Source organism: Bacillus sp. OxB-1 (assembly GCF_000829195.1).
In the GTDB taxonomy this organism is placed as follows: domain Bacteria; phylum Bacillota; class Bacilli; order Bacillales_A; family Planococcaceae; genus Sporosarcina.
The window spans coordinates 2,295,145-2,320,769 of sequence record NZ_AP013294.1 but is presented as its reverse complement, the minus strand read 5'-3'; the positions used below and the strand labels follow the sequence as shown (position 1 = coordinate 2,320,769).

The 25,625-nt window shown below is 47.6% G+C and carries 29 protein-coding genes, 1 tRNA gene, 2 pseudogenes and 1 riboswitch; of the genes and pseudogenes, 13 read left to right on the top strand and 19 right to left on the bottom strand.

Annotation, left to right across the window (positions count from 1 at the left end; all coding sequences use genetic code 11):
- Positions 1-39: 39 nt before the first annotated feature.
- Entirely contained in the window at positions 40-495 is a 456-nt protein-coding gene (locus OXB_RS11370; protein WP_052483990.1) for a hypothetical protein, read from the bottom strand.
- A 400-nt stretch (positions 496-895) separates the two neighbouring features.
- On the opposite strand from OXB_RS11370, the gene OXB_RS11365 reads away from it, so the two are divergent.
- The 5 genes from OXB_RS11365 (at position 896) to OXB_RS11345 (ending at position 4,340) form a co-directional block, all read left to right on the top strand.
- Positions 896-1,405, top strand: a complete 510-nt coding sequence (locus OXB_RS11365; RefSeq protein WP_041074393.1) for a sigma-70 family RNA polymerase sigma factor — start codon at positions 896-898, stop codon at positions 1,403-1,405.
- Entirely contained in the window at positions 1,398-2,348 is a 951-nt protein-coding gene (locus OXB_RS11360; RefSeq protein ID WP_041074392.1) for a hypothetical protein, read from the top strand. Before OXB_RS11365 ends, OXB_RS11360 begins: the two co-directional genes overlap by 8 nt.
- Before the next feature lie 323 nt (positions 2,349-2,671).
- Complete coding sequence (gene phaQ, locus OXB_RS11355) at positions 2,672-3,085, top strand: poly-beta-hydroxybutyrate-responsive repressor (protein WP_041074391.1); 414 nt, start codon at positions 2,672-2,674, stop codon at positions 3,083-3,085.
- Positions 3,086-3,164: 79 nt separating this feature from the next.
- A complete protein-coding gene (locus OXB_RS11350) occupies positions 3,165-3,674 on the top strand; it encodes a hypothetical protein (RefSeq protein ID WP_041074390.1) in 510 nt (169 codons plus the stop codon).
- A gap of 261 nt (positions 3,675-3,935) precedes the next feature.
- Positions 3,936-4,340, top strand: coding sequence for a MaoC family dehydratase (locus tag OXB_RS11345; RefSeq protein WP_041074388.1), 405 nt, complete (start codon positions 3,936-3,938; stop codon positions 4,338-4,340).
- 130 nt (positions 4,341-4,470) lie between these two features.
- Here the strand turns inward: OXB_RS11345 and OXB_RS11340 are convergent, their stop codons facing one another.
- Both OXB_RS11340 and asd read right to left on the bottom strand, forming a co-directional pair.
- Positions 4,471-5,931, bottom strand: a complete 1,461-nt coding sequence (locus OXB_RS11340) for an IS1182 family transposase (RefSeq protein ID WP_041074386.1) — start codon at positions 5,929-5,931, stop codon at positions 4,471-4,473.
- A 482-nt stretch (positions 5,932-6,413) separates the two neighbouring features.
- Positions 6,414-7,202 carry an archaetidylserine decarboxylase gene (asd, locus tag OXB_RS11335; protein ID WP_041074384.1) on the bottom strand — a complete coding sequence of 263 codons (789 nt, stop codon included), beginning with the start codon at positions 7,200-7,202 and terminating at the stop codon, positions 6,414-6,416.
- Between the two features lie 57 nt (positions 7,203-7,259).
- On the opposite strand from asd, the gene pssA reads away from it, so the two are divergent.
- Positions 7,260-7,799 (top strand): CDP-diacylglycerol--serine O-phosphatidyltransferase, encoded by a 540-nt coding sequence (pssA, locus tag OXB_RS11330; RefSeq protein ID WP_041074383.1) that lies wholly within the window; start codon positions 7,260-7,262, stop codon positions 7,797-7,799.
- 248 nt (positions 7,800-8,047) lie between these two features.
- Positions 8,048-9,394: an RNA polymerase factor sigma-54 gene (rpoN, locus tag OXB_RS11325; RefSeq protein ID WP_041076663.1), complete on the top strand. Its 1,347-nt coding sequence runs from the start codon at positions 8,048-8,050 to the stop codon at positions 9,392-9,394.
- A 191-nt stretch (positions 9,395-9,585) separates the two neighbouring features.
- On the opposite strand, the pseudogene OXB_RS18465 reads toward rpoN, so the two are convergent.
- Positions 9,586-9,780, bottom strand: a pseudogene (locus tag OXB_RS18465) (zinc ribbon domain-containing protein); the annotation flags it as partial.
- Between the two features lie 213 nt (positions 9,781-9,993).
- Here OXB_RS18465 and OXB_RS11315 point away from each other — a divergent pair.
- The gene (locus OXB_RS11315; RefSeq protein ID WP_041074381.1) at positions 9,994-10,464 is read left to right on the top strand and encodes a general stress protein; all 471 of its coding nucleotides are present in this window, start codon (positions 9,994-9,996) and stop codon (positions 10,462-10,464) included.
- A gap of 142 nt (positions 10,465-10,606) precedes the next feature.
- The gene (locus tag OXB_RS19060) at positions 10,607-10,783 is read left to right on the top strand and encodes a hypothetical protein (protein WP_173426008.1); all 177 of its coding nucleotides are present in this window, start codon (positions 10,607-10,609) and stop codon (positions 10,781-10,783) included.
- A gap of 28 nt (positions 10,784-10,811) precedes the next feature.
- Here the strand turns inward: OXB_RS19060 and OXB_RS11310 are convergent, their stop codons facing one another.
- From OXB_RS11310 to OXB_RS11280, 8 genes and pseudogenes are all read right to left on the bottom strand, one after another.
- Positions 10,812-11,564, bottom strand: a complete 753-nt coding sequence (locus OXB_RS11310; protein WP_052483988.1) for a DUF421 domain-containing protein — start codon at positions 11,562-11,564, stop codon at positions 10,812-10,814.
- Between the two features lie 140 nt (positions 11,565-11,704).
- On the bottom strand, positions 11,705-11,947 hold the full coding sequence (locus tag OXB_RS11305) for a KGG domain-containing protein (protein ID WP_041074380.1): 243 nt from the start codon (positions 11,945-11,947) through the stop codon (positions 11,705-11,707).
- Positions 11,948-12,101: 154 nt separating this feature from the next.
- Positions 12,102-12,653, bottom strand: a complete 552-nt coding sequence (locus OXB_RS11300; RefSeq protein ID WP_041074378.1) for a DUF420 domain-containing protein — start codon at positions 12,651-12,653, stop codon at positions 12,102-12,104.
- Between the two features lie 125 nt (positions 12,654-12,778).
- Complete coding sequence (locus OXB_RS11295; RefSeq protein WP_041074376.1) at positions 12,779-13,183, bottom strand: YugN family protein; 405 nt, start codon at positions 13,181-13,183, stop codon at positions 12,779-12,781.
- Positions 13,184-13,246: 63 nt separating this feature from the next.
- The gene (bluB, locus tag OXB_RS11290) at positions 13,247-13,897 is read right to left on the bottom strand and encodes a 5,6-dimethylbenzimidazole synthase (RefSeq protein WP_041074373.1); all 651 of its coding nucleotides are present in this window, start codon (positions 13,895-13,897) and stop codon (positions 13,247-13,249) included.
- Positions 13,898-14,074: 177 nt separating this feature from the next.
- Positions 14,075-14,245 (bottom strand): hypothetical protein, encoded by a 171-nt coding sequence (locus OXB_RS18875; RefSeq protein ID WP_158333685.1) that lies wholly within the window; start codon positions 14,243-14,245, stop codon positions 14,075-14,077.
- A 26-nt stretch (positions 14,246-14,271) separates the two neighbouring features.
- On the bottom strand, positions 14,272-16,047 hold the full coding sequence (gene thiC / locus OXB_RS11285) for a phosphomethylpyrimidine synthase ThiC (RefSeq protein ID WP_041074371.1): 1,776 nt from the start codon (positions 16,045-16,047) through the stop codon (positions 14,272-14,274).
- Positions 16,048-16,183: 136 nt separating this feature from the next.
- Positions 16,184-16,300: riboswitch (TPP riboswitch) on the bottom strand.
- Positions 16,301-16,365: 65 nt separating this feature from the next.
- Positions 16,366-17,564: pseudogene (locus OXB_RS11280) on the bottom strand (RtcB family protein).
- 132 nt (positions 17,565-17,696) lie between these two features.
- Between OXB_RS11280 and OXB_RS11275 the strand changes: the two are divergent.
- Both OXB_RS11275 and OXB_RS11270 read left to right on the top strand, forming a co-directional pair.
- Positions 17,697-17,770: transfer RNA gene (locus OXB_RS11275), tRNA-Arg, on the top strand.
- 128 nt (positions 17,771-17,898) lie between these two features.
- Positions 17,899-18,438, top strand: coding sequence for a hypothetical protein (locus OXB_RS11270; protein WP_041074369.1), 540 nt, complete (start codon positions 17,899-17,901; stop codon positions 18,436-18,438).
- Positions 18,439-18,506: 68 nt separating this feature from the next.
- Here the strand turns inward: OXB_RS11270 and OXB_RS11265 are convergent, their stop codons facing one another.
- Entirely contained in the window at positions 18,507-18,812 is a 306-nt protein-coding gene (locus OXB_RS11265) for a hypothetical protein (RefSeq protein WP_041074367.1), read from the bottom strand.
- A gap of 334 nt (positions 18,813-19,146) precedes the next feature.
- Between OXB_RS11265 and OXB_RS11260 the strand changes: the two genes are divergently transcribed.
- Positions 19,147-19,995, top strand: coding sequence for a glycerophosphodiester phosphodiesterase (locus OXB_RS11260; protein ID WP_052483987.1), 849 nt, complete (start codon positions 19,147-19,149; stop codon positions 19,993-19,995).
- A gap of 1 nt (position 19,996) precedes the next feature.
- Here the strand turns inward: OXB_RS11260 and psiE are convergent, their stop codons facing one another.
- The 6 genes from psiE to OXB_RS11230 all read right to left on the bottom strand — a co-directional run bounded on the left by psiE (position 19,997) and on the right by OXB_RS11230 (position 24,126).
- Positions 19,997-20,443, bottom strand: coding sequence for a phosphate-starvation-inducible protein PsiE (gene psiE, locus OXB_RS11255; RefSeq protein ID WP_041074364.1), 447 nt, complete (start codon positions 20,441-20,443; stop codon positions 19,997-19,999).
- Between the two features lie 46 nt (positions 20,444-20,489).
- The gene (locus tag OXB_RS11250) at positions 20,490-20,804 is read right to left on the bottom strand and encodes a DMT family transporter (RefSeq protein ID WP_041074362.1); all 315 of its coding nucleotides are present in this window, start codon (positions 20,802-20,804) and stop codon (positions 20,490-20,492) included.
- Positions 20,804-21,142 carry a DMT family transporter gene (locus OXB_RS11245; protein ID WP_041074360.1) on the bottom strand — a complete coding sequence of 113 codons (339 nt, stop codon included), beginning with the start codon at positions 21,140-21,142 and terminating at the stop codon, positions 20,804-20,806. Before OXB_RS11245 ends, OXB_RS11250 begins: the two co-directional genes overlap by 1 nt.
- A gap of 119 nt (positions 21,143-21,261) precedes the next feature.
- A complete protein-coding gene (locus tag OXB_RS11240; protein WP_041074358.1) occupies positions 21,262-22,485 on the bottom strand; it encodes an amidohydrolase family protein in 1,224 nt (407 codons plus the stop codon).
- 4 nt (positions 22,486-22,489) lie between these two features.
- Positions 22,490-23,587 (bottom strand): hypothetical protein, encoded by a 1,098-nt coding sequence (locus OXB_RS11235; RefSeq protein WP_041074355.1) that lies wholly within the window; start codon positions 23,585-23,587, stop codon positions 22,490-22,492.
- 236 nt (positions 23,588-23,823) lie between these two features.
- On the bottom strand, positions 23,824-24,126 hold the full coding sequence (locus OXB_RS11230; RefSeq protein ID WP_041074353.1) for a YunC family protein: 303 nt from the start codon (positions 24,124-24,126) through the stop codon (positions 23,824-23,826).
- A 148-nt stretch (positions 24,127-24,274) separates the two neighbouring features.
- Between OXB_RS11230 and glnA the strand changes: the two genes are divergently transcribed.
- On the top strand, positions 24,275-25,609 hold the full coding sequence (gene glnA, locus OXB_RS11225; protein WP_041074352.1) for a type I glutamate--ammonia ligase: 1,335 nt from the start codon (positions 24,275-24,277) through the stop codon (positions 25,607-25,609).
- Positions 25,610-25,625: the final 16 nt, after the last annotated feature.

Here is a 25,625-nt window from a genome sequence, read left to right as displayed (position 1 = left end):
CTGTCTTCCCGGTTGCCGGTTGCCGACAATCGGGACCCCTTACTTCTTCGGTTGCGCTTCTGCAGAAGCCGGAGTCGATGGCGCAGCCTTATGTTGATTCATCTTTTCCACCGCTTCCATGATAAGATCAAGTTTCTTATCAAGGTTGGATACGACTCTCCGCAATTGCGCAATTTCTTTCGCTGCATCCAATTTGGAGAGTTCCTCGTCGAAACGATCATCCAAGCTATCGACTTTCTCTTCCAGATTGATGATCAGCGATGCTACATCCGCGAGTTCCCCGCGCGTTGGCATATTGGCCTGTTTTAAATAAGATTCCGTCATTTTTTTAGCCAATTCTTGAAATTGTAAATAGTAATTTAGAGTTTCACCCATCCCTTCCGAGAAAGTTTCTTTTTTCATCGATTGCTGGATGGCATCATTCCAATTGGCTTCTGTTTGTTCGTAAATCGTTTTCCACATGGCGAAAGGGTCAAATTGTAAAGTCTGCGACAAACATCTCATCTCCTTTAAAATTCACAGTTTCAGAGAGCAGTGGGGCATCTCCTGTGTTAAGTATAGGGGGACGTTCCAATTTAAGTCAACGAACGATAATGGACAAAAAACCCCATATTTCTACAAAATGTAAGAAGTCATCTCACTAGAAGAGTACTTTTTTTTCCAAATTCGCCTAGAAGAAATGTTCAAAACGCATCCGTTATTGGTAAATGAATACTATTCTATATATAATTCCGATAAATTAAAAACTTTATTTCCTTTATTAATTCGACAAAATACTATGTCTATTCTGTGAAGTTCATAAATTTGTCAATATCCTTTTCGGTTAAATTCGTTATTCTTATTTAAAACTATTGCTGCTTCTGTTCCGTTTAGATTATGGAAGGCGGTGAGTGAGATGGAGCAAATGCAGATAGAGAAAATCATCGATGAGCATGGGGAACACTTGATTCGGCTGGCGTATTTCTACGTCCGAAACCGGGAAACCGCGAAGGACATCGTCCAGGAAGTGTTCATCACGTTATATGAAAAAGCGGATTACGAAGAGCGGGGAAAATTGCGTGCCTATTTGACAACGTTGACCGCAAATCGCTGCAAAGATCATTTACGCAGCTGGTCATTCCGTAACTTACATTTCAATAAGGATTGGATGGAACAAATACATATCCAGCGAGACCCGCTGATTTTACAAGAGGAGAAAGCGGATATCGCGATTGCCATTTTGAAGCTGCCCATCAAATACCGGGAAATCATCCTGTACTACTACTACGAGGAGTGCACGATGAAAGAAATCGCCCAACTCCTCGGCATTTCGGAAAATACGGTGAAAACGAGAATGACGAAGGCGCGGAAATTACTGAAGAAAGAACTGCAATCCGATTATTGGGAGGTGCTTTCCATTGAATGAAGTGAAAAAAAGTCTGCATGCCATCGTCGGAGACGTGTCCAAGGATAAGGAGGAGTTGAAACGGAACATCCGGCCGCCAGGAAAACCGAAAAAGAAAAACCTGTTTCCATACGTTGCTTCCTTCGTTGTCACCGCAGCCATCCTGTTCTTTGCGTTTAATGTTTATGAAGGCAATCCGGTCAATTCGGATAAGGACCGATACGAGGTCAATGAAACGTACTATAACCTCATGCTGAAGACGGAATCTCTTGGCATTTCAGGGGACGAGGCACGCTATCTCATCCTCATGACCACTTTGCAGGCGGATGCTGTGATCGATTATGCCCGTTCGCTCGGCTTCAATGCGAACGCTGAAGAATTAAGTGAAAAGGCTCAGGAGGCGAAACATGCCTTTTATGAAAGCATGACACCCGAAGAAATAGAAGAGATGGAACGGCAGCAATTGGAGAATTTCGGCATCAGCTATGATGAATACTTCCAAAATATCAACCACCTAACTATCGAATATAATGAGGCGCTCGAATGGCTGAAAGAAAATCCACCGGCTGAAATAAAGACGAACCGTGAAGTTTTAGATGCCTTTATGGAAAAACACAAGAAGACGATCCGGGCATTCATGGAGGACAAGCAAATTCCGCATTCCATCGACCCGGCGCTCTTGTATACAGAGATCGAGGGACTCGTCGCCGATATTCAAGGGGAAAAGATCCTCATCGTGCAAGGTCTGGATAAAGAAGAGATCGAAGAGAAGCCGATGGAAGAAGTGATTGCAACGGGTTATGATTCCGCCTGGTTCACGATCGGCCGAGATGCTTCGCGGATTGAACCATTGCAGACCATCAAATTGACCTATGACCCCCTCTCCTATCCTGTCATCAACACAGAACCTAACGGACCTGGCAATTTACAGACTGTCCTGTCCTGGGAAATCATCGAACCCTAATGTTTTATTGCAAACGGGGCTGTCCGAAAAGTCCAGGCACAGAGTTGGATACTAGCAAAAAGCAAGGGCGCCGGGAGACTCCTTCGGGAAGGCCGGCCGACGAGACCCCGCACGGCTGTATGCCGGGGGAGGCTCGTCGGCTGGCCCGCGGAAAGCGACCAGAGCCCTTGCTTTTTGCGTGTTTAACCGGAAATCCACTTTCTGGACAGCCCCTTTCTGTTTGCACCCTTGTTATTTGGAAGATTTTTTCTTTTTCTTGACTTTCTGAACACTTAGGTGTAAATTACACATATAGATATATTGCAAGGAGAGTGGAGTGCGCTATGGAAAAATCACCCGACTCGAACAAAAACGAAAAAAGCGTGAATTTGGGGACGCCAAAAAATTTCCTCATTCCTTTAATGCTTCTACATTTACGTGATTGGAATTCACATGGCTATGAATTGATGCAGAAAATTTCCCAATTCGGGGTCGATTCATTGGACCAGGGCAATTTTTATAGAATTCTTCGTCAACTGGAAAAGGACGCGATGGTTACTTCCGAATGGGATACGGAATCCGGGGGCCCGGCGAAGCGGATTTATTCGATCACGAAAGCCGGAGAACAGTACTTGGAACTGTGGGCCAGTTCCTTGGGCCATTACCAGAAGATGCTGGACCAATTCTTCAGCCTGTACAATCCTTTTTTCCCGACTTATTCCCGGCAGGAAAAAGACGAGGAACCGGACAACGAGTGAGCACGGCAACAATGCAGCACGTTGCATTCATATAAAGTTCCATCCGCGGATGGATATTACGTACAAGGAGGAATTGCTGATGACGAAAGCAAAAGAAGTGAAACAGCCGGTGAATGAAGTGGATTTGATCTGGGAGGGGTGGTTGAACGGTTTCAAGACGATCCAAAACCTTCAACAGGACATTTCGAAAAAATCTCTCCAAGCGTTTGAAAATCAAAAGGAACTTCTGAATTCGACACGGGCCACGCTGACTCAATTGGAAGCGGAATCGAATAAGATTTCAGAAGAATGGAAATTCAGTTTGCAAAAGACGATGAAAGAATCGGATAAAGAGCGATACCTCCCCCTCGCTTCGACTTGGCTGAACCAGCTCGATGAAATCAATAGCACTGTGCAGGCCCTATCCTGGACTCCGAGCAAAGTGATGTTGGACCTGTTCTCCCAATCTCAAGTACAGCTCGAATCCAATGTGAAAAATGTGCTGGACCAACAACAGAAGGGCAATGCGGAGCTGTTGAAATCCGTTGAAAAACTGACAGATCAATTGAAAGAGACGCATAAGAAACTACTATATAGAACGAACAAATGATTTTTCCTTGTTAACTCTAGTTGCTTGGAGTGGAAGGCGGCGACTCCAGCGGGAAGAGCATGAGCTGAAGACCCCGCAGGAGCGTAAGCGACGAGGAGGCTGAAGCCATGCCCGCGGAAAGCGTCCGCCTGGAACGGAAAGCAACGGGTTGTTGCTTGCGTCCATTTCTTAAGTTCGTTTTATATAGCAGAAATCTGAATAGCTCTCGCTGCTCTGTCAACCAACCAAAATACCGTTACTCAACCGAAAGGACATTTATCATTGCCTACGTATGATGAAATCAGAATTGGCGATCGAGCCAGTTTCACAAAAACCGTTTCAGAGTATGACGTCTATCAGTTTGCCGGGGTGACTGGCGATTTCAACCCGATCCATGTCGATGCCGAATACGCCAAGAAATCAGTGTTCAAAGAGCGCATCGCCCATGGAATCCTGACAGCCGGATTCATTTCCAATGTGTTGGCGATGCAGCTTCCGGGCAAGGATACGATCTACCTATCCCAAAATCTGGCGTTTCTGGCTCCGGTGAAAATCGGCGATACGGTTACGGCAGAAGTGGAAGTTCTGGAAAAGAAAGATTCCAAGCGGATCATCCGGCTCCGGACCATTGTCAAAAACCAACGGGATGAACTCGTCCTCGAAGGAGAAGCCGTTGTTATGAAATAAAAGAAACCCACTTGTCGATGCGAGGCCACTGAAAAACTCACTTTTTAATTTGCAAGGTACCCCGAAATCTAAAAAGACACCATCTCGTTCATTTTTTCGAACGAAATGGTGTCTTTTTCTTTGGTTTTTCTTACTTTGCTTCTTTCATTAAGGTTATGATTCGTTTGAGATTAACAGCGAAAATGGTCATGGCTCCCTGCATCTGCATGCCAAATAGACCCGTGGATGTGGCTACATCGTACCCGTGTCTTTGTTTTAATTCACTATTCTTCGCTTCGATCTTATAGCGGGATTTGGCTTTCATCTTAAACCCATCGCTATTTTGAAACGCTTCCTGCTCCTTGTGTTCTGTCGATTTTATCGAGATGGAATACGTTTTACTCTTGGCACCCTCTTTATAACAGCCCTCGCGGAGGGGACATACCTTACATTTTTCAATGTCAAAATAGTAAGTGTGCTTTTGGTTCTTTCCTTGGTTTTTCTTGCCTGTCCGCGCTTTGCGAATAGCCAAATGACCAGCTTTACACACATACATTCCGGCATCCTTATTAAATTCAAATTCATCTTCTTTCGTGCGGCCACCATGTGTAATTTGGGGATTTAATTTCGATATCAATTCAAGCTCATTTTCTTTTGTGTAGAGGATATTATCTTTTTCCGAATAAGCGGTATCTCCGATTACCGTTTCAATCTCCATACCCGTTTTTTGGCTTTTTTCAATCAATTCTTGTAGATATTTACCGTCGCTTTTTTCACCAGTCGTCACAATTGCGGCGGTAATGAGTCGCTCATCGCTCATTGCGATATGTGTTTTATAGCCGAAGAAAGAGGAGTCAGCCGTTTTATGACCGACACGTGCGTCTGGATCTGTTGAGTAATTAAGCTGTTCTGTATAATCTTCGACTACTTCTTTTAACACATTTAATTTTTCCTGGACAGCTGGAATTCGGGCAATGTGAACTTCGCCTTCAACGACGGAGATGACCTTCCGACAGTAGGCAATTTCATCTGTCACTTCGTTAGAAGTGGTTTTAGGCGGGAATTTCTCTTTCATGGACTCATCGATTTGATAGACCGCTTTTCGTACATTTTTGGATTTCTCCATTAAAAATTCCTTGGGTGACTTTTGGTTGTATCGAGATTTTGTATGCGTCGCGTCCACGATGATGGTTTTACTTTTGATCAGATTTTCTTCCAGTGCGATCTCAACTGTTTTATCAATAAGCATGTCTACTAAACCTGCATCTTGAAGACGCAATTTACGGCATTTCGTTAATGAACTTGGATTGATGACGGGATCTTCCGGAGCCATGTCCAAGAAATACTTAAAGGACATGTCATATTTCGAACGTTCAACTACATCAACATCTGATAAGTCGAAGATTGACTTCAGCAGCAGATATTTAAACATGCGAATCGGAGGCACCGCGTTGCGGCCATTATCCAAGCAATATTTACTTCTCAACTCTTCTAGAATGAAGGTGAAATCAACAAGTTCGTTTATTTGACGAAGCATATTATCCTTTGGGACGACGATATCGTAAATTGCCATATATGGACTGAGGTTCAGAGATTCTTGATTGGAGATCATCAGGGACACCACCTGGATTTAATAGGTTGATTATACAATAAAAACGGCGATCCATTCCTCGATGAAAGGAATTGGATCGCTGTTTTTTTACTTTATATGCGGGTGAGTCCCGTTGATTGGAGTGCAGAGCGGCGACTCCTGTGGGATTAGCGGGACAGGTGAGACCCCGCAGGAGCGAAGCGACGAGGAGGCTCACCGCCCGCCCCACGGAAAGCGTCCGCTCGGAACGGAAATCAACAGTTATAGCATAAGACCTCTTAAGTGGACTTTTTCAGTGGCCTCGTCGATGCAAGTGGGTTTCTTCTATATTTACAGAGGGAAAGACAAGCATCTGCCCCATTGCTTAAGATACATTTCCAAATTGCGGATATCATTAATATCGTGGTATAATAACATAGATATAATGGTCGAGGAGTTCTATCGGGCAGTCAAGTTCAGCCTTCCGAATGCAACTCCTTTTCTTGTTGGCTCCGATTTCATGATTAAGCCTTTGGCATCCAACGGCCAATCGGTTGGCCTACTTTTACATCCGCCCTATCCTCGATGAGCGGTTGGAAATCAGAACGCGGTTCCAGAAATAAAATGACCGTCGAACCGAAAGAGAAATGGCCGAACTCTTCCCCTTTCACGGCAACTTTGGAAGCATTCCGAATTTGGACGCTGTTGACATTCAATGCGCCGACTTTCACGATTGCCAGATTGCCGTAATTCGTTTCCATTTCGGAAATGAGCCGGTAGTTCGTCGCAAACGGTCGATCTCCCAACTGAAGACCGAGCTCATTCACCGGATAGGACACATTGCCGAGTGCATAGCGGGAAATGATGTCGCCATCGACCGGGTAATGGAAATGATGATAATGGCTGGGCGACAAATAAAGGATGTAGAAAAACCCGCCAGCATAGCGACCCGCCTTTTGCCGGCTTCCGAAAATATCGGCTAGCTGATACGGCTGACCTTTAATATAGAACTCCTGATCTTCATTGACAGTGCCCATTCCATTTACGATGCCGTCGACAGGGGAAACTAACGTATCCGGCGAAGGATCGATCACCCTACTGCCCTCTTTCAAATTTCGCGTAAAGAAAGAATTCAGCGAATCGTACGTATTGAGAGGCCGTTCCATTTCTTTCTCGTTAACTTCAAAATAGCGGGAGAACGGCTGGATGAGCGGGCGGCTTATACTTGAACGGGTGAAAGTTTTCAATATGGAAGAGGAGAGCGGACGTCCGGTCAGCTCCACAAATGCTTTGAACAGTTTTCGTTGGACCATGTTCAGTGCCTCGCTTTCTATGGAATATAATGGAACTACACTTTAAGGAGGAAACTTATGTTTTTACAAAAAGCATGGGATCTTTATTTATCAAAAATGAAGATGCAGTTAGCGAATGCCATTACACTCACCAATCTCAGTTTCGGAATCATAGCTATTATACTAATAATCAACGACCTTAGCCACAAGAGCCTGGTTTTCATCTTTCTGGCGGCGTTGTTCGACCGTTTCGATGGCATGGCAGCAAGGCACTTCCATGCAGAATCCCAGTTTGGCAAAGAGCTTGACTCGTTATGCGATCTCGTCTCATTCGGGATTGCCCCAGCCTTGCTCATTTACAAGCTGGCCTTTTCCGCCATGCTCTGGGTCGGTATCGCAGTGACCATCTTTTACATTTTGGCAGGGGCTGTCCGCCTTGCCCGCTACAATGTGAAAGAATTCGATGGCGCGTTCCGCGGACTGCCCATCACCGCAGCAGGTGTCCTGCTGACGTTGAGCTATTTCATCTATCCGTACGTCCAGGACGGCGTGCTCATACTCTTCATGCTGCTACTATCCTTTTTGATGATCAGCAATGTCCGGATTGCGAAAATGTGATAAAGGCGGGCCTCACTTAAACTGCATCTCCAATTGTTAGATTCATTCTAACAATCGGAGGAGCAGTTTTTTAATCTGATGCTTTCTCTTGTAATGAAAAAGGAGCATTGACGAGCCATTTCATAGTGTGCTACATTAGTAGTCAGAATTTACTATCTAATCAAACTATAGATGAACTCAAATACATACTCCTTGTTTGCCCACATTTGAAAACGTTTACAATTAGAAAGGTGGAGAAACCTTTGCAAATGAATGTCGGTTTAATGCAAAAACAGACGACCCAACTCGTGATGACGACGGAATTACGGACCGCCATTTCGCTCTTGCAACATTCCGTGTTGGAGCTATCCGATTACATATATGAACAAGCGATCAGCAATCCTCTGATCGACTTGGAATCCACCTCATCCAAAGATACGATCATTGAGCGTTCTACATTGCGTACGAGTAGCAAGAGCAGCTCGGAGACGAATGATTTCTCTCCAATCGATCATCTAAATTTGGAGAGGAAAACATTGCAAGACTACTTGTTATACCAAGCCGGATTGACCCCATATCCCGAATCGGTCAAGGCAGGGATTCGGAATTTCATATATTCTATTGATGAAAATGGCTATTTGGCGGCACCATTGGATGAACTTTGCATGGAATTGAAGATTTCAGCGGAGGAGGGTGAACACATTCTTCGGCTCATCCAGGAATTGGAGCCGGCGGGGGTCGGTGCCCGATCGATCCAGGAATGTATCCAACTGCAATTAAGGAAGTTACCGGAGCGGAACCCGCTGGCGGAGCGTATCATAGCAGAACATTTTGATGAGTATTCAACCCGCAGATGGAATGACATTGCGAGGAAACAGAAGGTGACGTTGCAGGACATTCAGTATATACATGATTTGATTCAGACATTGGATCCGCGTCCGGGCGCAAAATATAATAGTGACATTACGAACTATATTGTGCCGGAAGTCTATGTACTGAAAGAGCCGAACGGGCTATCGGTCATCCTGAATGACGATTGTATCCCGAAAGTAAATTTAAACAGCGGTTATCTGGCCCTGCTGCAAGACAAGCAATCAATAGACTATGCCTATCTCAAGGAAAAGTACGAAGAGGTGAAACGGATCCAGCAAAGCCTGGCCCAGCGGCACTCCACTTTGTATAAAGTGGCGAAGGCTATCGTGGAGCATCAGAAAGACTTCTTTTATGAAGGGCTGAAAGCATTGAAGCCGATGACGTTGAAGCAGGTAGCGGATGAAATTGGAGTCCATGAATCGACCATCAGCCGGATTACGACGAATAAATACATGGATACGCCGCTTGGGGTGTTTGAATTGAAATACTTCTTCACGGCAGGCCTCGGCGCAAACGATGCAACTAGCGGGGAAGTCTCCTCTTCCTATCTGAAGGATTTGATCCGGAAGCTCATTGACGCAGAGGACAAATCCAAACCGTATTCCGACCAAGATCTCGTCTCCCTGATTGAAAAACAGGAGAAGGTCTCTCCTTCCCGGCGAGTCATTGCCAAATATCGGAACGAGCTGAACATACCTTCTTCCTCCAAGCGGAAACGATTTGCCGAAGTGCATTGTTACTAACCCGAATGTAAAATGTCCGAAAAGGCGATTGCCTCCGGACATTTTTTTCGTTACCGCTGTAATGTATACGTAGTGAACTACCCACCACTTAACGCTTTGCGTTTGAAATGGGGGCTTCCCGACTTATCGCCGCTTTTGCAGCCGACGAAAACAGACCGGGCTAACCCTCTTGTCCCAAGAGTTCTTTTGTTTCAGGTAAGACTAATCAGCGGGATGCCCTCCCGCTTGATGTTGATGGCTGCATTCCAATCCCGATCCAGGACAAACCCGCATTCACAGGAGAAGGTCCGTTCCGAAAGAGGCAATGTGTCTTTCATGTGGCCGCAATCCGAACACGTCTTGGATGAGGGGAACCATATGTCGATTTTGACAAGTGACTTGCCCCGTGCTACCGCCAACCGAAATTCATCTCCCCCCTTACCGGAAGAAGGAGACTTCTTTCGGGGTACGGTTAAATTCACCTTCGGGCACGCTATTAAAATAACTCGTGCCGTTCACTTCATAGTGGACGGCATAGGAATGCGTAAATGTTTCAGATTGAGTGGGTGGGGTATTTTCTAGAGTAGTTACACTAGACAAATTTTCAGGAGGCGATAGAAATGGTACAACGACATGTAGTAGGTTACTATAATACAGAAACAGAAGCGATTGCAGCGATCGAAGATTTGAAAAGGCAAGGGTACACTTCTGATGAAATCTCGGTCGTCAGCAAGCATAGCGAAAATGTTGATCATATTGCAGAAGAGACCGGAACGCATGCTGCGGACGGCGCGGCAACGGGTGCCGCAACAGGCGGTGTTCTCGGCGGCCTAGGCGGTGTGCTGGCAGGACTCGGCGCTTTGGCAATCCCGGGAATCGGGCCGATTGTGGCAGCCGGGCCGATTGTCGCCGGAATCACCGGCGCAGCTGCCGGAGCCGGAGTCGGTGGATTGGCTGGAGCGTTGATCGGAATGGGTATTCCAGAAGAGGAAGCACATCGGTATGATGATTATTTCAATGAAGGAAAGATTCTCGTTCTAGTTGATGGAGATTATCGCCGCCCGACTGATATCGATCGACCGCTTGTCTGAATAAAACTTATTACAGAACCGCTCACTCATCAGGTGGGCGGTTTTATTATGGAAAGAATTCCATAGAAGGCTGTTCAATTTTTTCATTGATTGGGAATCATGTTATACTGATTGAACTATTGATACGAGGAGGAGACCGGGGATGCAGTATAGCAAAGTCAAAATGGAGCAGCTTGTGAAAAATGAGCCCGAATTAACGAAACGGTTAAAACAGGTGATGAAAGAATTCGAGATGGAGAAGAGCTTCGCCTTGAAAGCAATTTATCATTCGGAAGTGAAAGACGGGGGCAAATACCAGAAGGCTTATCAGGAACTGTAAAGACGAAAGGTCCAAAAAAGCGTCCATCTTAGCAATGAAGCACAAATACGAGGGAACAAAGCGGATGCTTCATTCCCTCGCGTAGTGGATCAGTCAAAATTTGTCGTTTGTTCATAAGTCCGGATGAAAAAGCCTTCGGTGGACGACCATTCGCAATATAAAATCGCACTGCCCTGTGACCTAATTTCTGCAATTCGCTCCGCAGCCAGTCCTCCGTTTTTCCGATGAACTCGAGCACTTCCGGCTTGATTTCCCCCTCATCCACTAACAGGACGGACGGTTCCTCTTCCGCTTTTTCGATATTCAAATCTTGGAGAGTGACGGGTTGGTAGGCGGCGTATGGATTGATGGAGATATCACCTCCGGGCTCGATGTATAAATCACGGACTTCGCGCAACGAGAAGATGCCTTGCTGGCGAAGCATCGTCCGCAGCTGTTCCATTTCCAACTGGTTTTTCTCCAGCAGATTTTTATTGATTTTGCCGTCCGCAATGAGTTTGTCGGGCGAGCCTTTGATCCAGATTCGTAATGTATTGGAGCGGACGACGAGTTTTTCGACAAGATAAATCGCCACCGCCCAGACGGCCAGCGAGAATAAGAACATCGGAATGGTGATTTTCGGATCGTATAACGTCTCCTCAAGGATTCCACCAAACATGAGAAGATAGATAATATCATAAGGGGTCATTTCAGCAAGATGCTTCTTCCCCAACAAGCGGAGCACGATGATGAATGCCAATAATCCGATGATCAATTTTGCTCCATTGGTGAGATATTCCACACTACCCTACCTCCTCTACTTCTAGTTACTCTTGTTTTACCCCTAATTAGCTGTTTAGCAACCTGGAAATAGATTGAAAGGTGAGCGTAAAAAAACAGCCGAAGCGGGGGGAACTCGCTTCAGCTGTTTGGCGATGTCATTTATTTGTCGTCCCTTTGCCGGGCACGGGCTTCGCCGCCTTTGCGGCCCGCCTCCTCTTGGCTCATCTTGCCATTGTTGTTATCATTGTCGTTTTGGCGCGCCCGGGCTTCGCCGCCTTTACGACCGATTTCTTCGTAAAATTCACGGTCATGGTTTTTCGCAGTCGCTTCGCCACCTTTGCGGCCTGCTTCTTCTAGAGACATTTTCCCACGGTTTTGGTCGTTATCATTGTTTCGTGCCATAGTATGAATCTCTCCTTTTTTTATGTTATTTCTTACACTCTATGTTTATCCCGGAACGCGTGATCTAAACACCATTCGGCCATTCGTAACAGTCGTAACAAACGTCATCCGATTGAAATAAAAAACCAGCCACTGGATAGCGGCTGATTCGGCATCAATAATAAGGAGAGATTAAAACATAGACGAGAACACCGGTAAAACTGACATACAGCCAAATCGGCATCGTCCAGCGCACGATTTTCCGGTGCCGCTCATACTCCCGGTTCCAGGCACGGGCGACGCTTGTCAACGCCAATGGCACGATGGCTGCGGCCAATAGAATATGGGTGATCAACACAAAATAATAGATCGCTGCCAAAATCCCTTCCCCGCCGTATGAAGTTGAGGAGGCCAAATAATGGAATGCCACATAGGTGACAAGGAAAAGCGAAGTCGTCACGAACGCTGCGTAGACGAAACGGCGATGGGCCGTTATATTCCGCTTTTTAATCGCAATCAAAGCGGCAACGAGGAATATAAACGTAAAACTGTTGAAAATGGCGTTCATGAGCGGCAGGATGGTGACATCGAACGCGTCAAACCCTTCCACGCCCGGCATGCCGGATAGAACTCCAATGGCACCGATCAAAAGAACCGAAACCGTGACGATGAACGGTTTATAATTCCGTTTCTTGAACGGTTTTTCATGTATGCTGGAATTGATCATTAAACTACACTCCTTTACCTCAGTCCATTCTACAGTTTATCACATCCGGACTCGGTAATCGGTGTATAATTTTCAACTTTTTTCAGGTTATGAACCACTCGCAGAGAGTGCGAGTGGTCGGCCTATCATAAATAATTGGAAAGCTGCTCGACGGCTTGTTCGCCGATGTGAACCCATTTGGTTTTGTCCTCGATGTGGCCATCCGATTCGACCGGCTCTTGGAATTGATTGAAAGAGGCAGTCAGAAGCGAGCTTTCATCATGATCCAACCCGACGTTGACGACATGCTTGATCAAATAAGGAGTTTGAAAAGCGATGGTCGCTCCGTAATCATCAAGCCGGCCTTCTTCTACTGTAAACGGAATCCGCAAGTAGATCGTCTCGCCTTCCTCGCGATTCAGCACAGAATCGAAGCACCCTTTGTCGTAATCCCAATTGCCGCCAAGCCGATAGCCGTCCTTGCTAAATTTATCTTGGACGTCCCCGAAAAGGGCCGCCTTGCCTTCCAAGCTGGTTTGCAGTTTCAACATGTTCCATCCGCTCCTTCATGAATGCTACCCTTACATTATTCGCCATTCACGGATGAAACATACTTAAGCTTTTTGCACATTTCCCCATTTGTTGCCGAAGAGCAGATGCTCCAACGACTCGCGGCTTCTCCAGTTCGCCAGTTCAAGGATCGGCTTTTCGGGATACTCCTCGGTATAGCCGATCGACAATAATGCGACGGGATCGATATGCGGCGGGATGTCCAATATATCCCGGATGTCGTTCTTCTTATAAAAACTGACCCACCCCATCGCCAACCCTTCCGCACAAGCGGCGAGCCACATATTTTGGATAGCGCACGCGGTGGAGAGAATATCGGTTTCCGGTATGGAATTGCGGCCAAGTACATGGGAGCCGCCCCTTGTCGGATCACACGTCACGCAGATGGTGAGCGGCGCTTCTTTCAATCCTTCGACTTTGAGTCCGAGGAATTTCGTCTCCTTTTCTCCTTCGTAATGGATGGCCAAAGCCCGTCTTTCCTTGTCCGCCGCCCAAGCCAATTTCTCCTTGACCTCCGAATCATCGATCAAAATGAAATTCCATGGCTGCATGAATCCGACCGAAGGCGCATGATGGGCCGCATGCAGGATACGATGGATCTTCTCTTCCGGCACAGGCGTTGGCAAAAATGTACGGATATCCCTTCTTTGATAGATGGCTTTATACACAGCTTCCATTTCCTCATTCGTGAACATGGAACCCCTCCTTTTCTTCTCACTTCATTATATCAAGAAAGGGTAGGATTACATCTGCATTATAAACAAGTTTATATTAAAAAATCTTTCTATGAAATAAGTTGAAATAAGTTGAAATAAGTTTTTCAAATAAAAAATCTGCCAGCCGTTTAGGACTGACAGATTCGGAAGAAATATTTAATAGTGTAAGCTTTCCATCCGTTTACATTTAGTGCAAACCCGATGGGCGTTTTCTTCTATATAATGATGCACGCAATTTTGCTGGACGTCTTTCAATTGCTGTTTCAATAAAAACAGCTGTTGTTCCCCCTCGGCAATTTCATGGATCAGTCGGTCCGCGTCCATCATGAAACCCCCTCCCCTCTATTGGAATTTCAACGATATATGGAACCGCCCGTCCCTTGGAATTCCTTTGCTTTTTCCTGAAGTCCTTGCTCGATCGCCAATTTTTCCTCCAAACTAATCTCGTCTGCATATTTCCGGATGTCATGGGAAATTCGCATACTACAGAATTTCGGTCCGCACATGGAACAGAAATGGGCGACTTTCGCACCTTCGGCAGGCAGTGTTTCATCGTGATATTCCATGGCGCGTTCCGGATCCAGGCTTAGATTGAACTGGTCCCTCCAACGGAATTCGAAGCGCGCTTTTGAAAGCGCATCATCCCGTTTCCGGGCGTTTGGATGCCCTTTCGCCAAATCCGCAGCATGCGCTGCAATTTTATAGGCAATGACCCCTTCACGGACATCGTCCTTATTCGGCAGCCCAAGATGCTCTTTCGGTGTCACATAGCAGAGCATCGCCGTGCCAAACCAGCCGATCATCGCTGCACCGATGGCTGAGGTGATGTGATCGTATGCAGGTGCAATATCTGTCGTCAACGGCCCTAATGTATAGAACGGCGCTTCTTGGCAGATTTCCATTTGCTTGTCGACGTTTTCTTTGATCAAGTGCATCGGGACATGGCCTGGTCCTTCGATGATCACTTGTACATCATGCTCCCATGCAATTTTCGTCAATTCCCCTAGTGTCTCCAGCTCGGCGAACTGCGCTTCGTCATTCGCATCGGCAATCGAGCCCGGGCGCAAGCCGTCCCCCAAGGAGAAAGACACATCATACGTTTTCATAATTTCACAAATCTCTTCAAAATGCGTATATAAGAAACTCTCCTGATGATGCAGCATGCACCATTGCGCCATGATGGAGCCGCCGCGGGACACGATGCCCGTCACCCGGTTGACCGTCAACGGAATATAGCGCAGCAACACGCCTGCGTGGATCGTGAAATAATCGACTCCTTGTTCTGCTTGTTCGATCAAAGTGTCGCGGAACACTTCCCAAGACAGGTCTTCCACTTTCCCATTCACCTTCTCCAGCGCCTGGTAGATCGGGACCGTCCCGACCGGCACCGGGGAGTTGCGAATGATCCATTCCCGTGTCGTATGGATATTTTTACCCGTCGACAGATCCATGATCGTGTCGGCGCCCCAACGAGTCGCCCATGTCATCTTCTCGACTTCTTCCCCAATCGAGGAAGAAACCGCCGAATTTCCGATATTGGCATTGATTTTCACATGAAAATTCCGGCCGATGATCATCGGTTCCGCTTCCGGATGGTTGATGTTGGATGGGATGATCGCCCGCCCCCGCGCCACTTCAGTGCGGACAAATTCCGGATCCATCCCTTCCCGAATGGCGATGAATTCCATCTCCGGCGTGATGATCCCTTTCCGAGCATAGTGCATCTGTGTGACATTTTCCCCTTTTTTCGCACGCAACGGTTTCCGTTTCAGAAGTGGGAACCGTTCATCTTCTTTCATCTTCCCTACTGTGTAACCGTTGTCTTCCGGCTTCATTTCCCGCCCTTCGTATTCCTCGACATCCCCACGTTCCAATATCCAGTTTTTCCGGAGTTCCGGAAGTCCTTTCCGGATATCCACTTCATAGCCCGGTTCGGTATACTTACCACTCGTGTCATATACTCGGAACGGGTCGTTCGGAAATTCACCGTCCTCCGTGATGGTCGGAGAAAGTTCAATCTCCCGCATCGGCACCCGGATATCGTCCCGGCTTCCCTGGATATACACCTTTTTGCTAGCCGGAAAACAGGAATGGATGTGAATCGGTGTTTCTTCTGTCGCTTTACTCATTTGGTCATCGTCCCCTCATCATTTTTTTCGGGTGCACCAATGACTCTTGCCATAAGGGAAACGCGTGCATGAACGCAAAGAGACCGGATCCAAAATGAATCGGACCCGGTCTCCAAAACATACGCCATGTATGCTTTATAATGAATCGAAACTTCCCCACGCTGGTACGAGCCAGATCAGGTCCAAAGAGTTAGGAAAACTTAAACGCTTCTCCCTCTCAGTCCGGACTAACCGGACACCCCTAGTTCAACACTATGAAATTGTTCGAACAATTACAGTGTAACGAAGAATTGGAAAAAGTCAACAGCGACTTTGGGATCAATCCTTGTACGGATCGAACTCATTGGCTCCGGCCATACAGACGCCAACTGGCTTCAATACATGCAAAACATCGATTGTTTCTTCATGGGCATCCAAGACGGATTGCAACTTCCGGTAGACGAATGGGCTTTCGTCCGTACCGCCGCCCCGCAGTTCGACACCGAACCGTTTCACCGCTTTGTCCATCATGTCCGTTGAGATTTGGCCGCCAGTCCGGGTCCGTTTCTTCCAATTCATCTTCCCGGCGGCTTGGGTCCGGCTCATGATCCGGCCCGCCCCATGGACAGTGCTGTAAAAGGCGTTTTCATTTTCCACATTGTCCTTCCCGCGGACAATGACCGAAATATCACCCATGCTGCCGCCGATGAACCCAAGTTGGCCTGGCGCGGAAGGAGTCGCCCCTTTCCGCACGACGATCCGCTCTTTGCCGTTATGAATCTCTTTCCAGGCGAAATTATGATGATTATGCACTTCGAACTCGGATTCCGCACCAAGTATGGCCAACACTTCATCCATCACATAGTCGCGTCCCGCGTACGCATATTTTCCGGCGAGCGTCATCGCACGGTAATACAAATCGCCCAATTCGCTGTCGAGGTCGATCAAGGTCGGAGCCTGCTCCATGCTTTCACCCGGCGCCCGGTGGAAAACGCCATACCGTTCGCCAAGTTGAGGAAGCCGCTCGCGGTCTTATGTCCGAAACCGCGGCTGCCGAAATGGTTCGCCACCCAGACATCACCCGTCCTCTCTTCGACGAGCAGATCGACGAAGTGATTGCCGGCCCCGACCGTCCCAAGCTGATCAACCGCCAGTTTCTTCAGCTTGTCATGCTCTTGCTGACCGATTTCCCGGAATACATTCCAATCGGGGTCGTCAAACAGGCCATGGTCGATCCGCTCCTTATTCTTCCGGCCGATGCCGAAGGAAATCCGGGAAGCGATGGCGTCCATGATCCGCGGGATATCGTTTTTAATGTCCTCATATTGCAAGTTCGTCCGCACCGCTTTATTGCCGCAGGCGATATCATAGCCGACACCGGACGGGGAAATCTGATTGTCATAGACAATCACTCCTCCGACGGGTTGGCTGTAGCCATAATGGCCATCTGCGCACAAGACACCGCCCGCCACATTCCCGATTTGCAAACAATTTTCAAATTGGCGCAACGTATTCGGTTCGTGTTCGCCAAAAATCATTTTTCTCATAGCTTTCTACCTCCTGCCCCCCATTATTCCATAGGAGGCGAAGAAATCCAAAACAGCGGCACCTGAAAATCCACGGATTGCGTAACAAGTCGGGAAGGTTTATAATTATTGAGCAAGATCCTTGTCCCAGTAGCTCAGTCGGATAGAGCGGCAGCCTCCTAAGCTGCAGGCCGTAGGTTCAATTCCTGCCTGGGACGTTCTCTTTCCATTGCTGTCACCCACCATTTCATCCATCCCTTTATGTATGATGTTCTTACACCAACACCATCTTCTCAGACGAGGTATTGATCCAATAAGTAGAATACTAAGCGAAAGGAAGACTCTGATGAGTGAAAAATTACTACAACAAATCCTAGTTGAAATAAAAGGCGTCAAGTCGCAGTTGGATGTTAACACAAGGCAATTGGATGTTAACACAAGGCAATTGGATGAGCACACAAAAATATTGGAAGTACACACACAAATATTGACAGAACATACAAATGTATTGAATGAACATACAAAAGTATTGAATGAACATACAAATGTATTGACAGAACATACAAAAGTATTGAATGAACATACAAATGTATTGACAGAACATACAAATAAACTAACCACTTTAGACGAAGTAAAAGAGATCACACTCGCGTTACGCGACCGGCAAGAAGAGACGGACGCCAAGCTCGAAAGCATGTCGATGGATCTCCACCAAATGCGCGGGGATATTGTCGGATTGAAAGAACATGCCAGTCATGTGCAAAGCGAGCTTTCCCATATCAAAGGCGAGCTGGCTTTCATGTCGCATAAAACTCATCGGAACGAAGCCGCTATTTTCAAATTACAAAGAGGGTATGACGACCGCTTTGGGGATTTGGAAGATTGACCGCGGTTTGCTTGGGGAAAAACTCACCTCCTTCGGGTGAGTTTTTGTGTTTTAAGTTAGAACATTTCCTATTCCAATACCTTAAACTTGATCATCCGATTCATTTCATCCAGTTGGCTGACATAATATGTCTTATCCTTATCGATCGGCGTTTCGGTTGTCGTTTCCATATGGTACAAGGTTCGCCTGTCGGTGTCTTTATCGATTCCATAGAGTAGCTTGACCGTTTCAAAAAACACCGATTCCCTGCCCGCCTCTTTCCGGATTTGCAATTTGGAATCCTGCGTGAGTTCCAGCTCTTCCGCTTCGAAGAAATAGTCTGTTTTCCCTTCTCCATTTTCAACCGTCATCTTTATACTCGTTTGATAGATCATTCAAATTCCCCTTTATCATTTTAATTTACTGCAATATGATTTATATTCCCTAAAATTCAAGAAAGTAATCCTATTAATCATAGAAGAATCAACTACAAGAATATGAAATTGCAGCATATAATAGAACAAGAAAAGCTATCCGAATCGACCTTCATCAAAAACATGCACGGCATTGCGTAGCCTCTTCACAATCGACAAAAAAAGAGGTTTTTCGCCTTTTAGGACTTTATATCTATGGTAATAAAGACTTGAATCTATTATATTTAAGTTATTCAACAAATGTAGAAATTTTCGGATACTTCACCGAAAATCGATTATGAGGGGGGGACACGGCATGAACAAAATACAACAGCAAAGAATAATCCTGACTATCATGATCTGTAGTCTCGTAGTATGTCTATTGATAGGCTTCACCAATCGATCCTCCCGGCCTGATATCCCTGCCAACCTGATTAATGTCGCGCATCGGGGCGCCTCCGGTTTCGCACCGGAGAACACTCAAGCTTCCTTCCGCAAAGGCATTGAAATGGGAGCGGATTTTCTGGAATTCGACGTTCATCTATCCAAAGACGGCAAACCGGTGATCATTCATGACGAACGGGTCGACCGCACGACGAATGGCAAAGGATTCGTCAAAGACCTGACGTTGGCTGAGCTGAAGGAATTGGATGTCGGTGGTTCATTCGACCCAGTCTATACGGGTGAAACGATTCTGACGCTCGGTGAGTTGCTGGAAGAGTTTTATGGGGAAGCTGGATTGTTGATCGAGATTAAAAAGCCCGATCAATATCCGGGTATCGAGGAAAAAGTTGTGGAGGCATTGACTGCCTTTCCGGATGTAAGCGGTATCATCATTCAATCGTTTGACGTAGATTCCATGCGGAAAGTGCATGCGCTTCTTCCCGAAGTCGAAGTGGCCGTCCTCATGAATCCCTCACCTTTTTTACCATCCTCCAAAACGCTTAAAGAATTGACCTCTTTCGCAAGTTACATCAATTTCAATGTATCCTATGTGAACAAAAGAGTGGTGGATCAAGTCCATAAGCATGACGGAAAAGTGCTCGTCTGGTCGAAAAAGGATACCCAGTTATTCGCCAAGGCGAAGCGATTCGGCGCGGACGGCGTCATTTCTGACTTCTCGAAACTGCCGATGGACGAACCCGCTTTTCTGGCTACGAAATAAGTCAGGGATCCCGATTGAAGAACCACCTGCTCTCCGGACGGTCGCGTGGTGTGATATTCATGATGAAGTAGCCGATGATCAATACTAAAATCACGAGCGAATACAATAGCGTGTTCATCGGATGGCCATGATCCACGATGATTAAGCGGACCATCGCCGTAATGCCGATATAGATGAAATACCGTAACGGGAAATGGTAATCTTCCTTGAAATACTTGACGATCATCGTGATGAACTCGAAGTAGAGGAAGAAAATCAGAATATGCGCCAAGAAAAGTTTGTAGTCATTGCTCTCCTGTTCCATCAAAATTTCGATGAAAACGAAGAGTTCCTTCCCTAATAGAATCGATAGGACAATCGCCAATAGGACAAGGGAAATATTGAGCACCCCTTGAAGGATCTTCGGAAAATTGATCAAGAAGTTGCCAGCAAACTTTTTGTATTTCATGTGCACTCCCCCGGCCGTCTTAATTGGACGGCCTTTTATACAGTGATTAGCTGAATATTTTCAACCCGACCGCACCACAAATGATGAGCAATAAAAACATGAGCCGCTTCCAATTCCCCGGTTCCTTGAAGACGAAAATCCCCATAAGCACTGTCCCCGCTGCTCCGAGTCCGGTCCATACCGCATAGGCAGTGCCCATCGGAATGTCCCGCATGGCAAGCCAGAGGAACAGGAAACCGAAACCGAATGCGGCTGCAATCCAAAAAAGCCGGAATAACGACTTCTTTTGATTGTACAGATTGATGGCCATGACACCGAAAATCTCTCCGAAACTGGCAATGACCAAATAGAGCCAAGCCATCACACATCACCCCCGGTTGCCGCATCTCCCCCGGAATCCGCCATCTTCAACCCGACGACTCCCAGGATAATCAGCCCGACGCATGCCGCCTGGATCCAAGAAAAATCCGATTGGAAGTACACGGCATCGATGAGGAAAATCGCAGCGGCCCCAGATCCGGTGAATACCGCATACACCGTGCCGGACGGCAGTTTCTCACAAGCTTTGATGATGAAATAAAAACTGAATACGATGGCGATAATTGTCAGGCTCCACTCCAAAACCGAATCGGAGTAACGGAGGCCGATCACCCAAAACAACTCGACAATCGCGGCAAATAATACATAAAGCCAAGCCAACTGCGTATCCCACCTTCTCAAAATTGGAAGCACCTGCTAACTGATTCCATCATAACGTATTCGGTTTGGCCTGTCCAAATATGTTTTCCGGCAAACCGGCAGCGATTTTCGCCTGCCGGTTACAGGGTCCTTTGGATCATTTTCCTTCCTTTGAAAAACACAGCCTGGATTTGACTGGCATCCGTAATGTCCAAGCCAGGTACTCCGTCCGCCACTAGGAAATTGGCGTCCATTCCGGGTTCCAGCTTCCCGAACCGATCCCCCTTTCCTAGTATTTCGGCCGGATGGGCGGTGAGCATGGCGAGTATTTCATTTTCGTCCAATTGACGCGATTGCAGGAGTGCCATCGCCGGGTGTGCGACCCGCATCAGTTCTTCCGGCCCACGCGGTGATTGATCAGTGTACGGAAGCCACGGCACACCCGGATAAGGAGGAAGATACGCATCGGTCGAAATGGAGACACGGATTCCCTTCTCGGCCAATCCAACGATTTCCTGCGGTGAATTGGGCGGCAAATGGGTGCCCCCGAGCGGCGTCGCCACGACAGCCACTCTTCTTTTCACCGCATCCTCCACTAAGTCCTCCGTAATCCCATGCGCATGATGCAGGACATCGATCCCCGATTCGAGCGCTCTTCGGATGCCTTCCTCCCCCGCTACATGCGCGCCGATCCGCTTGCCGAGCTTGTGATAAATGGAAGTGATTCGCTGCATTTCTTCCAAAGAATAGATAATCTCTCCCGCTCGGGGAACCTTATCCCGTGTAAAGTTAGCCGGAGTGGCATTGATGAAGATATTTTCGCCCGGAAACTCGCTTGCCATTGCAATTTCTGTAATTAATTGCGGATGGACAAGGTCGGATTTTAAAATCGCTTTCGATCGTGTGATGGCGCTATAATGGGCCAGTTCCGGAAACCCGATGGAAATGCTCGTCGTCGCAAAGGTGATATCGAGGGGAAGGTCGGCAACGGCATGGCGATAGTCCTCCACGGCAAAGTCACAGTGCGGGTGACCGCAAACCTGTTCGCCAAGTGCGGTAATGCCTGATTGCAACGCATTGAACAAGATCGCCCTGCCGGCGAGGAAATGGGTTTCGGGTGTAACCGGAAACAACATCGTCGGAGCGAATTCCAGCAAATGAGTGTGGCAATCGACTAAGGAAGGCGTGATGACGGAATCTTGATAGTCCAATAGAGGATCGTTCGGATATTGTTCAGCCAATTCGACAGCTGAGCCGATTGCGGTGATTTTCCCGTTTCGGACCCGCATCGCTCCGTCCCGAACAGTTCCGAGTGGACTGACGGTCACTAGTTTTTTCGCTGTGACGAGATAGGTTGGATTCATCCCATCATCCTAGCAGGAACGGCGTGAGGAAAGTGGCTAAAATCCAGGCGGTTGCCAGGCGGATGATCGTTCCGACAATCGCTGCCGTCAATGCTTCCCTTTCATTTAGACTGGAAATTTCAGACCAGGTAACCGGCACTTGGCCGAAGATGACCGATAATGGCAAGCCGGAATTGGCAAGGACGAATGAGCCGACGATCAGTTTCGGATCAATCGCGGCGGTCAGATCGGCAAGTTGTGCGACAGCGAGTGTCGGTGCAGCCAGGATGGAGACGATGCCCGTCGTAGGTTCGATGTTCAGGAAAGTCAGCGCTGCCGTCATGCCCGATTCGATGGCGCCCCAGATGCCGAAAAACTTGAATGCCCCGATGAAGAAAAAGACAGCCGCCACCGCGGGGATGATCAGTAAGAAAAGCAGCTCCGCCCCCTCTTTCGCGGATGCGAAAATGGTGTGAAGAAATCTTGTGTTCGGTGTGAACCGCGGAAGGTGCTGTAAGTCCACTTTTTTCGTATCCCGGTAAATCGTTTTGGATAACAGAAATGGGACAAGGATGATCGGCAGGAAGATGGAGAGCAGGATGAGTGGAAACGCTTGAATGCCGAATGCGGATAAAGCGATGAGTCCCAATACCAATGTCGCGAACGATTGCGGCGATTGGATCATCGTTGCGATGGCGATTTTCTGCTCAGCCTTCGTCGCCTTCGCCTTGACGAGGATCGGGCCGGCGATCTTCCCAGCAGCATTGATATCGCCCAGAATATTATAGACACTCGGCACGATGACAGATGGGTTGATGCGAAACCGTTTCATGACGGGAACGAAGAGGCGGATCAACCCGTCCGTGAATCCGAGCCTCTCCAGCAACCGGCCAAAAATGACACTGATGATGATGGCGATCCCCACTTCGCTTATGAGGAAAACATCGACGACAATCGGCTTCACTTCACCGATGATTGTATTGAAGAATCCGGAAAGCGAATCCGGCACGGCGAGTAAGATGACGCATGACGCCACCACGAGCAACAACCCGATTATTTCAATGAACCGCCATTTCGCCCGGGACGGTTGTGGCTTCCTCGGCGACGCTTGTTCTTTTTTCATCGACCAACCTCCTTGCTTTGCTTTAGTTTATGTACGATTTGGGGGATTGGTGTTAGTTGGGGGAAGGCGTGGGAAAACTGCAAGGGCCCGGGGAAACTCTCATGGCAAACCGACAAACTGTAAGGGCAAGCACCCGAACTCTCCTGGCCCGGAAGCAAACTGTAAGGGCCCGCAATATCCTTACAATCACAAAATTCAGCTCCCGGAAGAGGTCCATCTCTCCGGGAGCTGTTGATTTACACCATTTTCAACAAAGCCTCTTCCCCGCTCATCCCTTTATGGATGCCGAGACGTTCCGCTTCGATTGTGACCGATTCGAGTGGGGCTTTTAGCAATTGATCGATCGTTTTCACCCCGACGGCGCGGCCTGCGATGATTCGGCGGTCGATCAGCAGGGTGTTGAGCAGCTCCACGTCGAGTGCGCCGCACATGATATACCCCACCTCGTTCGAAACAGTCAGCAACGTGGTTTTCGGTAGACGGACCGTTGTGGCGGTGAACGCATGGCCGTCCAGGATTATCGGTGTCAATGAAACCATTTCCTCTGCCTCCTCCCCTCCTATGTATATGAATTCCCCCTCACTTAGGTGAAGAATAATTTCTGTTATTTTATTGAAAAAAATTCTTGAAAATGGTATTACTCTTGTTTTATTATAGAAAAATGTTAGAGAAAAGGAGAGTGGCATGATGAGGAATTACACCAAGGACGACATTCGGCGATTTGTGAAGGAGGAACATGTGAATTTTATCCGCCTGCAGTTCACCGACATTTTAGGCATCATTAAAAATGTGGAGATTCCCGTCAGCCAGCTTGAGAAGGCACTTGACAATAAAATGATGTTCGACGGGTCGTCGATTGAAGGTTTTGTCCGGATCGAGGAGTCGGATATGTACCTCATCCCGGATTTGGATACATGGATGGTCTTTCCTTGGCCTTCCGGCAGCGGCAAGGTGGCACGGCTCATTTGCGATGTGTCGCAAGCGGACGGCACACCGTTCCCCGGCGATCCGCGAGGCAACTTGAAGCGCGTCATCGAGGAAATGAAGGAACTCGGGTTCACCGATTTCAATCTCGGACCCGAACCCGAGTTTTTCTTGTTCAAACTGGATGCGAACAAGCAGCCGACGATGGAATTGAACGATCATGGCGATTATTTTGATTTGGCCCCGATGGACCTCGGGGAAAATTGCCGTCGTGATATCGTTCTTGAGTTGGAGGAATTGGGCTTCGAAGTGGAGGCTTCCCATCACGAGGCTGCCCCCGGCCAGCACGAAATTGATTTCAAATATGCGGATGTGTTGACGGCTTGCGATAATATTCAGACTTTCAAACTCGTCGTCAAGACGATGGCACGGAAACATGGTCTGCATGCGACGTTCATGCCGAAACCGTTGTATGGCGTCAGTGGATCGGGCATGCACTGCAATGTGTCTTTATTCAAAGACGGGGCAAATGTATTTTTTGATGAAAACGGCGAACGGAAGCTCAGCGACACGGCGTATCACTTCATGGCGGGGGTCCTCGACCATGTCAAAGGTTTCACCGCCCTCACCAACCCGACGGTGAATTCCTATAAACGGCTCGTGCCAGGCTATGAAGCACCTTGCTACATCGCGTGGTCGGCGCAAAACCGGAGCCCGCTCATCCGGATCCCCGCTTCCCGCGGCATGAGTACGCGGATCGAAGTCCGTTCCGTCGATTCCTCCGCGAATCCATATCTCGCCATGGCGGCCATCTTGAAAGCGGGCCTCGACGGCATCAAACGGCAACTCGAACCGCCGAAGCCGGTCGACCGCAATATTTATGAAATGAAACCCGAGGAGCTGGCGGAACTCGGCATCGGCACCTTGCCGACCGATCTGGACCACGCCCTCATCGCTCTCGGGGAAGATGAAGTCATCCAGGACGCTCTCGGCTCCCATATTTGCGCAAACTTCATGAAAGCGAAAAAAGTGGAATGGGAGAGCTACCGGATCACGGTTCACCCATGGGAATTGGAACGGTATATGAAGATGTATTAACATAGTTTCCAAGAGT